Here is a 12,894-nt window from a genome sequence, read left to right on the forward strand (position 1 = left end):
TGGCGGCATGCTCCCCTCCGACTACGCCGATGACCTGCGCCTCGCCCACGTGCTGGCCGACCAGGTCGAGCGGATCACGATGGCACGGTTCCAGGCCTCCGACCTCGTCGTCGAGTCCAAGCCGGACCTGACCCCGGTCAGCGACGCCGACCGCAGCTGCGAGGAAGCCATCCGCGCCCAGCTGAGCCGTGCCCGCGGCCGCGACGCGATCCTCGGGGAGGAGTTCGGCAGCACCGGCACCTCCCAGCGTCGCTGGATCATCGACCCGATCGACGGCACCAAGAACTACGTCCGCGGCGTGCCCGTCTGGGCCACGCTCATCGGCCTCGTCGACGGCGAGGACTGCGTCGTCGGCCTCGTCGCCGCGCCGGCGCTCGGTCGCCGATGGTGGGCCGCCAAGGGCGCGGGGGCGTGGACCGGTCGCTCGCTCTCCCAGGCCAGGCAGATCAGGGCCTCCCGGGTCTCGCGGCTGCAGGACGCCTCCCTGTCGTACAGCTCGCTGGAGGGCTGGCGCGAGCGCGGCCGCGGCAGGGCCTTCCTCAACCTCACCTCGGACCTGTGGCGCACGCGTGCGTACGGGGACTTCTGGTCGTACATGCTCGTCGCCGAGGGCGCGGTCGACATCGCCGCCGAGCCCGACCTCGAGGTCTACGACATGGCCGCGCTCGTCGCCATCGTCGAGGAGGCCGGCGGCCGGTTCACCTCGCTCGAGGGCGCACCGGGCCCCTGGGGCGGCAACGCCGTGGCCTCCAACGGGTTGCTGCACGACGAGGTGCTGGCCCGGTTGTCGCCCGACGCCTGAGGGGGTGTGGTTGTGTGTTGAAGTGGTAGCTGGCAGCGCCGGCACCCATGTCCACGAGGTTGCTGGCTCGCAGGACTACCGGTTCAACACACAACCATCGGCTCAGAGAGCCCACCGCTCGGGTGGATCCAGGTGCCGACCGCTGCGGATCACCCGGAGCAGGGTGGCCGACGTCCGGCGCCACCCGGTGAAGACCATCCAGTGCGTCAGGCGCGTCGTGAAGTACCCGAGCTCGAGAGCCCGCAGGTCCCGCGCACGGTCAGTGGCGTAGGTCGTCACACCGGTGTGGTGCGCCCGGCTGTCGCACTCGAGGATCCACCGGCGCCCGGCCAGGTTGTCCACCCTCCCCACACCGTCGATCTCCACCTGCGGGGTGACCGTCACGTTGTGCAGCTGCATGAAGAGCCTGGCCTTGCTCTCGGTCCCGGACTGCGCCAGGCCGGAGGCGCGCGCCAAGACGCGGGCCACCCCCCGCGGTGCGCCCTCGGCCAGGTCCCTCACCTGCTGTGCGCCGAGCAGACCCTGGTGGAGCGCGGAGTCCACGATGATCCCGACATCCAGCGGGTCCAGGCAGCCCATCGCGTGCTTCAGCGCGAGCTGGGGTGAGGCGACAGCAGAGTCCTCGGGCCATCGGTGGTGCCACCCGTGCCCCACGAACCCGGGGGGTGTGCTCCCTCGACGCGAGTAGACGTGCACGCCCGCAACCGGGGGGACCCACAGCCCGTGCTGCTCTGCCGCCGTGGTGCAGGTCGGCCGCAGTCCCTCGGCCAGCGCCGCCCGGACCTCCTGCGGCGCGTCGGGCGAGACATAGTACCGACCGACCCTCAGTACCTCGCCTCGTGCCACGGCCGCGGCCAGCTCGCGCGCAGTCCCCCGCCACTGGTCCCGTGTCCTGATCATCGGACCAGCACAGCCGCCGAGCGGCCCGCCGCGCAGGGGATATGCGGACCTGTGGACAGCCGGCCCAGGTCAAGGTGGTGTGTTGAAGAGGTAGTCCCGGGAGCCGGCACTCCTGGATACCGGGTCCCCGGCTCGCAGGACTACCGCTTCAACACACAACCATCAGGTGGGGACGACGGTCACCGGGCCCAGACCGAGGGCCTCGACCTCGTCCCGGTACGTCGATGCGTCACCCACGACGACGATCGTCCAGCTGTGGTCGACGTGCGAGCGCCAGGCCGCGTCGAGGTCGGCCAGGGTCAGCTCGCGCATGGCGGCGATGACGTCGCTGGTGAAGGTGAGCGGCAGCTCGTCGCTCGCCAGCCCGACCGTCTCGTCGGCGATGGCGTCGGCGGTGTCGTAGCGGCCGGGTGCGGTGAGGGTCAGGAAGTCGATCCCGGCGCGGGTCTCGGCCTCGGAGAAGCCTTCGCCGACGCCGTCGAGGATCTCGCGCAGCAGGCGGAGCGAGTCGACCGTCGCGTCGGCGCGCACCGACCCCGAGATGGCGAAGGCGGACCCGACCTGGCGCGGCCGGAAGCCGGCTCGGATGCCGTAGGTGTAGCCCTTGTCCTCGCGCAGCACCTGGTCGATGCGGGCGTTGGGCGCACCACCGACGACATAGGCGATGACCGGGAAGGGGGCCCAACCCGAGTCGACCCGTCGGTCCGGGCCCGGCCCGCCGATGAGGATCTCGGACTGCACGGAGCCCGGCCGGTCGACGAGCACGACGCGCGCCGCGTCGGCGGCCCGGGGCGCCGTCGTGCGGTCGACCGACACCGTGCGACCACCGGTCGTCCACGCACCGAGCGACCCCGTGAGGAGCTCCTCGATGTCGATCCCGGTGAGGTCGCCGGCGACGACGATGGTCGCGCCCTCGGGGTGCACGTGCGTCGCGTGGAAGTCGACGACGTCCTGGCGCGTGATCGCGGCGACGCTCTCGGGGGTCCCCGACCCGGGACGGCTGGCCCGGCTGTCCGCGGCGTAGTACGTCGCGGCCCACTCCTTGAGCGCCCGACGACTGGCGGAGGCGCGCTCCTGCTCGATCTCGGCCAGGCGGGTGCGCCGCAGCCGCGCGACCTCCTCCTCGGCGAATGCCGGCTCGGTGATGCACTCGGTGAGCAGGTCCAGCGCCGCGGCGAGGTTGCGCTGCGGGACGTCCATGTCGACGCCGAGCGTGGCCTCGCTCATCCCGGCACCGATGGCCACGCCACGGCGCTCGAGCAGCTCCGACAGCTCGCGCTGCCCGTGCGTGCGGGTGCCCTCGTCGAGCAGCCGCGCCATGATCCACGCGACCCCCTCGACCTCGCGCGGCTCGTGCCGCAGCGCGGCCGGGATCGTCACCCGCACCGAGACGACGTACTGCCCCGGCACGTCGTGGACGAGCGCCCGGATGCCGTTGGGCAGCTCGATCTCGCGCGGCCGCGGGAAGGACCAGTCGGCCGGAGGGGCGACCTGCGGACGGGGCACGATCGTGGTGCTCATGCGGCCACCTCCTGGGCGACGCGGTAGACGACGGCGGCTCGGGAGTGCGGACGCAGCCAGCGGTCCGCGGCGGCGCGCACCTGCTCGGGCGTCACCTCCGCGAGATGGTCGAGGAAGGTGTTGACGTAGCCGGGGTCGTCGTGGAGGCAGGTGTAGTGCCCGATGACGTCGGCCCGCTCGTCCTTGGCGGCCAGCGCCGAGAGCCACCCGCGCTCGGCCTGCGCCTTGACCGCCTCCATCTGCTCGGGCGTCGGCCCGGCATCGGCGAAGGCCGTCAGCTCCGCGCAGATCCGCTCCTCGAGCGTGTCAGTGTCGACGCCCTCGGCCACGTCCGCGACGACGAGCCCGAGCGAGACGCCGTCGACGAACCCCATCGCCCCGACGTCGACGCTGTTGGCCAGCTGCTCCTCCCGCACGAGCGTCTGCTCGAGCGGCGAGAAGCTCAGCCCGCCCAAGCAGTCCAGGGCCATCGAGGCGGCGAGGAACTCGTCCCGGGTGTCGCCCCCTTCGGCGGGGAGCCGGAAGGCGAGGTGGATGCGGTCGTTGGGGACCTCGTCGGCCACCTCGACCCGTACCGGCTCGTCGAGCGGCGGCAGCGGGTCGACCGGCGAGCGGCGCGGAGCGGCCCGGTGCGTGATGTGCCCGAAGTAGCGCTCGGCCAGCTCGACCGCCCGCTCCGCCGTGACGTCACCGACGATCGTCAGGACCGTGTTGTCCGGCGCGTAGTGGGCAGTGAAGAAGTCGTGCACGTCCTGCACGGACGCGGCGTCGAGGTCCTCCATGGACCCGATCGTCGGGTGGTGGTAGGGGTGCCCCTCCGGGAAGACCGTGGCGTAGACGGTGGTGAGCGCCTGGCCGTAGGGCTGGTTGTCGTACCGCTGGCGCTTCTCCTCCTTGACCACGTCGCGCTGGTTGTCGAGGTTGGCCTGGTTGACGGCAGCGAGGAGGTTGGCGTGCCGGTCGGCCTCGAGCCACAGCGCCAGCTCGAGCGCCCCCGAGGGGATCGTCTCGAAGTAGTTGGTCCGGTCGAACCACGTCGTCGCGTTGAGCCGTCCGCCGACGCCCATGAGCGCCTGGAAGTGCTCGCCGTTGTCGACGTGCTCGCTCCCCTGGAACATCAGGTGCTCGAAGAGGTGCGCGAAGCCCGTCCTCCCCGGCTCCTCGTGGCGGGAGCCGACCCCGACCCACAGGTTGACCGTGACGGTCGGCGTCGTGGCGTCGGGCTGCACGACCACGCGCAGCCCGTTGGCGAGGGTGTGGTCCTCGATGGTGAAGTCCAGGGGCATGCAGGCACCCTACGTCGCGTCGCGCTGCTCCTCGTGACCGCGTCGCGGCAGCTCCGGGTAGGCGTCGGGACCGAGGTCCTCCATCGCCCGGCGCGCGAAGACCTGCTGCATCGTCGTCACCCGCTCGTTGCGGTTGTTGCCCAGGAAGGTGATCATCCAGTTGAGCAGCGTCGAGATGCGGTTCTTGAAGCCGACCATGGCCATGAGGTGCACGGCGAGCCACGCCAGCCAGGCGACGAAGCCGGAGAAGCTGATCTTGCCGATGCTCGCGACGGCGGAGTACTTCGAGATCGTCGCCATCGAGCCCTTGTCCTTGTAGACGAAGGGGGCCTGCGGCTCCTTGCCCTCGAGCCGGCCGAGGATCTCCTTGGCCGCGTAGCGACCGCCCTGGATCGCGAGTTGCGCGACGCCCGGGTAGCCCTTGAGGTTGATCATGTCGCCGAGGAGGAAGACCTCGGGGTGGCCCTTGAGGGTCAGGTTGTCCTCGACCAGGACGCGCCCGGCGCGGTCGGTCTCGGCACCGGCCTGGTCGGCGACCATGGTGCCGAGCCCGGAGGCGGCGACACCGGCGGCCCAGACCTTGGTCACGGCCTCGATGCGCCGCGTCGAGCCGTCCTTGTACTTCACGTCGAGCCCGGTGCCGTCGACGTCGGTGACCATCGCGCCGAGCTGGACCTCGACCCCGCGCTTCTCGAGGCTCGCGCGGGCCTTGCCGCCGAGGTGGTCACCGAAGGTGGGCAGCACCTGGTCGGCGCCGTCGAGGAGCACGACGCGGGCGTCGCGCGGGTTGATGTGGCGGAACTCGTGGGCGAGCGTCTTGTGCGACAGCTCGGCGATCTGACCGGCCATCTCGACGCCCGTCGGGCCCGCGCCGACGACGACGAAGGTGAGCAGCCGCTCGCGGTCCTGCGGGTCGGTCGTGGTCTCGGCGAGCTCGAAGGCGCCGAAGATGCGCCCGCGCAGCTCGAGCGCGTTGTCGATGTCCTTCATGCCGGGGGCGTAGCGGGCGAAGTGGTCGTTGCCGAAGTACGACTGCCCGGCGCCGGCGGCGATGATCAGGCTGTCGTACGGGGTGACCGTCTGCTGGCCCAGCGAGCGGGAGGTGACGGTGCGCGCCTCGATGTCGATGTCCTCGACGTCGCCGAGGATCGTGCGCACGTTCTTGTCGCGGGCGAGGATGTCGCGCGTCGCGGGGGCGATGTCGCCCTCGGAGAGGATGCCGGTGGCCACCTGGTACAGCAGCGGCTGGAAGAGGTGGTGGCCGGTGCGCGAGACGAGGGTCACCTCGACGTCCTTGCCACTCAGGGCCTTGGCGGAGAACAGACCGCCGAAGCCGGAGCCGATGATGACGACGCGGTGCTTGCCAGAGTTAGCGCTCACACGTCCCATTGTGACCCAGCCCTGACGAAGGGAGAAATCCCCGCGGCCCCCGAGAGGCCCGGTGTGACGGACGAGACACCCGCCACGTCAGCGCCCCGTCGCGTAGGCGTGGCTGGCGCGCACGATGCCCTCGACGACGTCGACCTCATGGGGGGTGCGCGGGCCGAAGACCATGACGAAGCCGGCGGACAGGCGCGTACCGGCCCAGTGGTGGAAGGTGCCCCAGCCGCGGGCCACGAGGTCGGCGGCCTGCGCCGGCGGCAGCGCGAGGTGCATCGAGCCGTCCTCGGCCGGGTGCAGGTGGGCGAACTCCCCGACCTGCGGCACGAGGAAGGCCGGCTCCGGCCCCTCGGGGGCGTCGAGGACGAGGGCGCGCGCGCCCGGGACCGAGATCTGCGAGTCCACGACGGTGACGCCCGCGAGGCCGCGCACCCGCTCGAAGAGCGCGCCCTGCAGCTCGACCGGCGCGTTGTCGCTCAGCTGCTGCTGCGGGATGGACCACGCGACGTCGGGGCGACCCCCTTCGCGCGGGTCGAGGCGACCACCGGCGAGGGTCGGCCACGCGACGTCCTGGGGCGCACCGACGGGGGCGGCACCGAAGGCCCCCAGGTGGTGCACGCGGGCCGCGACCCACTGCGCGAGGCGGTGCACCCCGGTGCCGGTCAGATGGTGTCCGCCGGGCTCGCGGATCGCCGTGACGGGCGCGCCGGAGTCGCGGGTCAGGTGCTCCCAGGTGCGCTCGAGCAGCTCACGCGGGATGACGTGGTCACCCTCCCCCTGCGCGACGAAGACCGGCAGGTGCGCCAGCGCGCCGGCCTCGACCGGCACGCCCGCGTCGAAGGGCAGCGTGCCGTAGAGGATCGCGGCACCGGCGTACCGCGACGGGTCGCCGAGCACGAGGCCGCCGGCGAAGGCCGCTCCCCCGCTGAACCCGATGAGCAGCACGGGTCGACCGGCCGGCGCGACCTCGTCGAGCCACCCGCGGAACCACGTCATGTGCTCGGCGAGCGACTCCGCGACCGGCCGGCCGATGCCGCGGTTGGCGAACCACGCGTAGCCACCGCCCTCGGCGATGGGCGCGCGCACGGCGGCGTACGCGGGGCCGACGGGCAGGTGGTCCGCGAGCCCGATGATCTGCTGCTCGTCCGAGCCGCGGCCGTGCAGGAGCACGACGAGCGGCGCGGTCGGGTCGGTGGAACCGGCGGTCGCGACGACGGGGGTCGTGGAGGTGCGCATGGTGAAGCCCTTCGGTTGTCAGTACAACCAAGATACGAAGAGAGTAGTTGTCGCGTCAAGTACTTGCCTGCTCCTAGACTCACGGCCGTGGACCGACCGGACGTCATGTGGCACCACCGGGCCTCGACCCACGACGCCCTCCGCGCGCACGTCGACCACCCCGTGCCGGTCACCACGGGTCACCTCTGCCCGGCCTGCGGCTCGGGCTCCCACGGCCGCCCGTGGGTGCGCTTGGCGGACGGCAGCTCGCCGCACGTGAGCCTCTCCCGCTACGGCGACCACGTGCTCACCGCCGTCGCCGCGAGCCCCGTCGGCGTCGACGTCGAGTCGCTCGAGGCGGTCGCGGCCCGCTGGGACCCGGCTCTCGTGCTCCACCCCGACGAGCGCGCCGACACCCCCGCCGAGCGCGCGGCGATGTGGTGCCGCAAGGAGGCGGTGCTCAAGGCGCTCGGCGCGGGCATGCGCACACCGATGAGCCAGATCCGCTGTGCCGACTGGCAGCTCGTCGACCTCGAGGCCCCCGCCGGGCTCGTGGCCGCGGTGGCCGTGCTCGGGTCTCAGCCGGGCAGCGGCGGCAGCTCGACGGAGTAGAGCCACTCCTCGAAGAGCCCGCCGAGGTCCTCACCCGTCACCCTCTCGGCGTGCTCGACGAACATCGCCGTCGTGACATTGCCGTGGCGGTGCGTATCGGCCCAGGTGCGCAACGCGTCGAAGAACCTCGCGTCCCCCACCCTCGCCCGCAGCGCGTGCAGGGTGAGCGCGCCGCGCTTGTAGACGCGGTCGTCGAACATCAGTTCGGGGCCCGGGTCCCCGAGGAGCAGGTCGGGCCCGTCGTCGTCACGGACCCTGGCGTGGTGCACCTCGGCGCGCTCACCGACGGTCATCAGGCCGATGCGCTCGGACCACAGCCACTCGGAGTAGCAGGCGAACCCCTCGTGCAGCCAGATGTCACGCCAGTGCGTGAGCGTCACCGAGTTGCCCCACCACTGGTGGCTCAGCTCGTGGGCGACGAGGCGGATGCACTCCCAGTCGTCGCACATGAAGTTGCGGCCGAAGGTCGACAGCCCCTGCGACTCGAGCGGGATCTCCAGGTCGTCGTCGGTGATCACCGCGGTGTACGACTCGAAGGGGTAGTCGCCGAAGGTCTCGGTGAAGAAGCCGAGCATCTGCGGCTGCATGCCGAAGGCGGCCTCGAAGCCCTCGCGCGGGCGGTCCTTGGGCGCGACGACGCGCACCGGCACGGGGGCGCCGGTCTGCTCGATGACCTCGTAGCGGCCGATCTGCACCGTGGCGAGGTAGGTGGGCATCGGCGCCTGCTGCGTGTAGCGCCACGTGACCGAGCGGCCGTGGGTCTGCCCGGCGGGCTCACCGGCGACGGCCACGTGGTAGCCCTTGGGCACGGTGATCGCGATGTCGTAGGTCGCCTTGTCGTCCGGGCGGTCGTTGCACGGGAACCACGAGGGGGCGCCGTGCGGCTGGGCCGCGACGATGACCCCGTCCTCGAGCTCCTCCCAGCCGGCCTCGCCGAGCTTGCGGCTGCGGATCGGCTTGGGGTTGCCGGAGTAGCGCACCCGGACCTCGAAGTCCTCTCCCTCGGGGACCGTCCGCCCGAGCTGCACGGTGACGCGACCGAGGTGGGCCCGGTGCTTGGCGACCGCACCGTCGACGTGGACCTTGACCGCGCGAAGGGAGTGGAGGTCGAGGTCGATCCGGTCGATCGGCTCGTTGGCCCGGCACCGCAGGGTCGCCTCGCCGTCGAGCCGGTTGCCGTCGACGCGGTAGCCGATCTCGAGGTCGTAGTGCTCGACGTCGTAGGACGAGTCGCCGTGCCCGGGGACGTAGGGGTCGCTCCCTCGCCGCATCATGCGTCCTCTCCTTCCCACGGGCCGATCGGGTTGCCGATCCAGCGTGTCCGCGAGGGTACGCCCTCGCCGCGCATGACCAGCGAGACGGGTCCGACGGTCGCGTGCCTGCCGACGCTGGCCGCCGGGAGGATCACGCTGTTGGGGCCGAGGGTCGCGCCGGCCCCGAGGGTGACGGTGTCCATGCTGAGCACGCGGTCGTGGAAGAGGTGCGTCTGCACGACGCAGCCCTGGTTGACGGTCGCGCCGTCGCCGAGCTCGATGAGGTCGCTCTCGGGCAGCCAGTAGGTGTCGCACCAGACGCCCTGCCCGACCTTGCTCCCCATGAGCCGCAGCCACGCGTTGAGCGCCGGTGTGCCGGCGGTGATCCGCGCGAACCACGGCGCCGCGAGCATCTCGGTGAAGGTGTCGGCGAGCTCGTTGCGCCAGACGAAGGAGGTCCACAGCTCGTGCTCGCCGGGGCGGTGCCGACCGACGAGCAGCCACTTGGCGGCGACGGTGGTGCCGGCCGCGACGTGGCTGCCGAGGATCATCACCGGCCCGGCGAGGAGCAGCGCGAGCCAGGGCGAGACCTCGAGCAGCCGCAGGAGCGCGGCGGCGACGAGCACGTCGAGCGCGATCGTGCACCAGAGCGGCACGACCCGGCCCAGCTCGACGAGCGAGCGCAGGACCTTCAGCGGGGTCGGCGGGTCGTAGGTCCGGCTCGAGTCCTGCTCCGCGGCGGTACGGCGCAGCCTGCGCGGGGGCGAGCCGAGCCAGGACTGGCCGGCCCTGGCGACCGAGCGACCAGGGGCCGCGGAGAGCACGGCGACGAGCGAGCGCTTGGGCACCCGCCGACCCGGCGCGAGCATGCCGGAGTTGCCGACGAAGGAGCGCTTGCCGACCTTGACCCGCTCGACGCGGATCCAGCCGCCACCGAGCTCGTAGGAGCCGACGAGGGTGTCGTCGGCGAGGAAGGCGTGGTCGTTCACCCGCACGAGCTTGGGGATCATCAGCACGGTCGAGGCCTCGACGCCGGTGCCGATGCGCGCGCCGAGGAGGCGCAGCCACACGGGCGTGAAGGCGCTGGAGTAGATCGGGAATAGCCAGTCGCGGGCCTCGTCGAGGAGGCGGACCGTGCCCCAGATGGCCAGGCCCTGGCGGGAGCGGACGGGGTAGTGCCCCGGCTCGATCGCGGTCGCGAGCACGCGGGTGAGCACGACGACGAGCAGCCCGAGGACGACGAAGCCGACCACCGCGGCGAGCGGCAGCCACGGCAGGGCGGCGACGAGCGCGTCACCGAGACCGGTGCTGTCGGAGACGGCTGGCCACACGAGCGCGGCCCCCGCGAGCACGCCCAGACCCGGCAGGGCGGAGACCAGCAGCGCGAGCACGCCGTACCCGGCCAGCCACCCGCGCGGCGCGGGCGCCTCCTCGGACGACCACGGCCCCCGCGCCGCTGCCTGGCGCTCCGCCGGCGACCCGGACCAGAACTCGCCCGCGGCGACCGCGCCGAGCACGTGGGAGCCGGGCGCGATCTCGGACCCCTCGCCGACGACGGCGCCGGGCGAGAGGGTGCTGCGGGCACCGACGCGCGCGCGTGGGCCGATGCTGACCGGACCGACGTGGACGACGTCACCGTCGATCCAGTGGCCCTGCAGGTCGACCTCGGGCTCGATCGCCGCACCCCGGCCCACGGTGAGCCACCCGGTCACCGGAGGCAGGCTGTGCAGGTCGACGCCCGTGCCGACGCTCGCCCCGAGCAGCCGGGCGTACCACCGGAAGAAGAGGGCGCCGGACAGGCCCGCGGCCGCGAGCTCGTCCTGGATGCGCGCGGCGAACCACAGCCTCAGGTGCACCGCCCCGCCGCGCGGGTGCGAGCCGGGCTCGACGCCGTGCAGCACCGCGCGGGCGAGCAGGGCGGCGAGGGTCATCCGCCCGGGAGCGGTGAGCAGGAGCAGGGTCGAGACGCCGAGCAGCCACGGGGAGGTCGTCGGCAGCCAGTCGGGCCCGCCGAGCGCGGCCGCCACCGTCGAGCCGAGCGCCAGCCAGGCGAGCCAGCGCAGTCCGGCGAGCGCCCGCAGGGGGACCATCCCGACGAGCTGGGCGACCTGGGTCCCCGTGCGGATCGGCTGCACGCGACGGTCGGACCGCACCATCGTCGAGCTCGCCGACGCCTCGTCGAGCCAGGCGGCGAGGTCACTGATCCTCGAGTGCTCGTAGACGTCGCCGACGGTGGCCTCGGGGTGCTTGTCGCGCAGCCGGCTCACGACCTGCGCCGCGGTGAGCGAGCCACCGCCGAGGTCGAAGAAGTCATCGGTCGGGCTGCTCGCCGGCGCCCCGATGACCTCGGCCCAGATCGCGGAGATCCACTGCGCGGTCGGGCTGAGCGAGGCGGTGGGGGGCTCCCCCTTCGTCCCGGGGGAAGGGAGGGGCCACGGCAGCGCGTCGCGGTCCACCTTGCCGGAGGTGCGGGTCGGCAGCTCCTCGACGACCGCGAGGCGCGGGACGAGGGCCGCGGGCATCCGCTCGCGCAGGAGGTCGCGGGCCAGGGCGGCGTCGTAGTCGTCGGCGACGGTGAGGTAGCCGACGAGGAGCTTGTTGCCCGCCCGGGTCGAGCGGACCGCGGCGGCCGCGGAGACGACCCCCGGGACGCGCAGCAGCTGCTCGTCGATCTCGCCGAGCTCGATGCGGCGACCCCCGAGCTTGATCTGGTCGTCGGCCCGGCCGGCGAAGACGAGGCCGAGCGGGTCGTTGCGCACGACGTCGCCGGAGCGGTAGGCGCGCTCCCAGCCGAGGGTGGGCATGGGGGCGTACTTCTCGGCGTCCTTGGCGGGGTCGAGGTAGCGGGCCAGGCCGACGCCGCCGATGATCAGCTCGCCGGACCCGCCCTCGGGGACCGGCACGCCGTCCTGGTCGACGACCGCGAGGTCCCAGCCGGCCAACGGCAGGCCGATGCGCACGGGGGCGCTGCCGTCGAGCATCGCGCCGCACGCGACGACGGTGGCCTCGGTGGGGCCGTAGGTGTTCCACACCTCGCGGCCCGGCGCCTGGAGCCGGGCGGCGAGCTCCGGCGGGCAGGCCTCGCCGCCCATGATGAGCAGCCGCACCCGTGCGAGCGAGCTCGGCGGCCACAGCGCGACGAGGGTCGGGACGGTCGAGACGATGGTGATCTCGTTGGCGACGAGCCACGGCCCGACGTCGACGCCGGAGCGCACGAGCGAGCGCGGGGCCGGCACCAGGCAGGCGCCGTACGCCCACGCGAGCCACATCTCCTCGCAGCTCGCGTCGAAGGCGACCGACAACCCGGCCATGACCCGGTCCCCCGGCGCGATCGGGTCCTCCCGCAGGAACATCTGCGCCTCGGCGTCGACGAAGGCGGCCGCGTTGCGGTGGGTGACGGCGACCCCCTTCGGCGTGCCGGTGGAGCCGGACGTGAAGATCACCCAGGCGTCGTCCCCGGTCGTCGGCGGCGGCGGCTCGATCGGCGGGCGGCCTCGTCCCACAGCGGTGGTCGTGACGACGAGGTCGTTGCCGACGATCGCCACGGCCGCCGACTCCTCGAAGACCACCCGCGCCCGCTCGTCGGGGTCGTCGGCGTCGACCGGGACGTAGGCGGCGCCGGCGAGGATGATCCCGATGATCGCGACGTAGAGGTCGGTCGACCCCGAGCGGATCCGCACGCCGACCTTGTCCCCGGGCCCGATGCCGAGATCCGCCAGCTGCTCGGCGAGCGCGGACGCGGCCTCCGCGAGCTCGGCGTAGGTGAGCATCTCCTGCCCGCTGTCGACGGCCGGCGCGTCCGGGTGCGCGGCCACGACCCCCGTGAAGATGTCGACGAGGGTGCGCGGTGTCGGCGCGCGGTCACCCGCGAGGAGCGACGGGAGGAGGGCCGAAGGGGAGGTCACCGGCGCATGATCCCGCACCG

The 12,894-nt window shown here is 72.9% G+C and carries 9 protein-coding genes; 2 read left to right on the forward strand and 7 right to left on the reverse strand.

The genetic code is table 11. The features are described from left to right. Positions 1–7: 7 nt before the first annotated feature. Positions 8–802 (forward strand): histidinol-phosphatase, encoded by a 795-nt coding sequence (gene hisN / locus JT1_RS09600; protein ID WP_068325578.1) that lies wholly within the window; start codon positions 8–10, stop codon positions 800–802. A 102-nt stretch (positions 803–904) separates the two neighbouring features. On the opposite strand, the gene JT1_RS09605 is transcribed toward hisN, so the two are convergent. The 5 genes from JT1_RS09605 to JT1_RS09625 all read right to left on the reverse strand — a co-directional run bounded on the left by JT1_RS09605 (position 905) and on the right by JT1_RS09625 (position 7,125). Beyond that, on the reverse strand, positions 905–1,702 hold the full coding sequence (locus tag JT1_RS09605; protein ID WP_068325580.1) for a putative endonuclease domain-containing protein: 798 nt from the start codon (positions 1,700–1,702) through the stop codon (positions 905–907). 162 nt (positions 1,703–1,864) lie between these two features. Continuing rightward, positions 1,865–3,223 (reverse strand): M16 family metallopeptidase, encoded by a 1,359-nt coding sequence (locus JT1_RS09610; protein WP_068325582.1) that lies wholly within the window; start codon positions 3,221–3,223, stop codon positions 1,865–1,867. Beyond that, positions 3,220–4,509, reverse strand: coding sequence for a M16 family metallopeptidase (locus JT1_RS09615; RefSeq protein WP_068325584.1), 1,290 nt, complete (start codon positions 4,507–4,509; stop codon positions 3,220–3,222). Before JT1_RS09615 ends, JT1_RS09610 begins: the two co-directional genes overlap by 4 nt. Positions 4,510–4,518: 9 nt before the next feature. Then, entirely contained in the window at positions 4,519–5,898 is a 1,380-nt protein-coding gene (locus JT1_RS09620) for an NAD(P)/FAD-dependent oxidoreductase (protein ID WP_068325586.1), read from the reverse strand. Between the two features lie 78 nt (positions 5,899–5,976). Next, positions 5,977–7,125 carry a luciferase domain-containing protein gene (locus JT1_RS09625; RefSeq protein ID WP_068325588.1) on the reverse strand — a complete coding sequence of 383 codons (1,149 nt, stop codon included), beginning with the start codon at positions 7,123–7,125 and terminating at the stop codon, positions 5,977–5,979. A gap of 87 nt (positions 7,126–7,212) precedes the next feature. Between JT1_RS09625 and JT1_RS09630 the strand changes: the two genes are divergently transcribed. Further along, positions 7,213–7,716: a 4'-phosphopantetheinyl transferase family protein gene (locus JT1_RS09630; protein ID WP_169701946.1), complete on the forward strand. Its 504-nt coding sequence runs from the start codon at positions 7,213–7,215 to the stop codon at positions 7,714–7,716. On the opposite strand, the gene JT1_RS09635 is transcribed toward JT1_RS09630, so the two are convergent. Together JT1_RS09635 and JT1_RS09640 are read right to left on the reverse strand one after the other, a co-directional pair. Next, positions 7,683–8,990 carry a M1 family metallopeptidase gene (locus tag JT1_RS09635; RefSeq protein WP_068325592.1) on the reverse strand — a complete coding sequence of 436 codons (1,308 nt, stop codon included), beginning with the start codon at positions 8,988–8,990 and terminating at the stop codon, positions 7,683–7,685. The two genes, JT1_RS09630 and JT1_RS09635, sit on opposite strands and share 34 nt — an antisense overlap. Beyond that, positions 8,987–12,874, reverse strand: coding sequence for a Pls/PosA family non-ribosomal peptide synthetase (locus JT1_RS09640; RefSeq protein ID WP_255218299.1), 3,888 nt, complete (start codon positions 12,872–12,874; stop codon positions 8,987–8,989). The genes JT1_RS09635 and JT1_RS09640 overlap by 4 nt, the downstream gene beginning before the upstream one ends. Positions 12,875–12,894 lie beyond the last annotated feature (20 nt).

Source organism: Janibacter terrae NBRC 107853 (genome assembly GCF_001591405.1).
GTDB lineage: Bacteria > Actinomycetota > Actinomycetes > Actinomycetales > Dermatophilaceae > Janibacter > Janibacter terrae.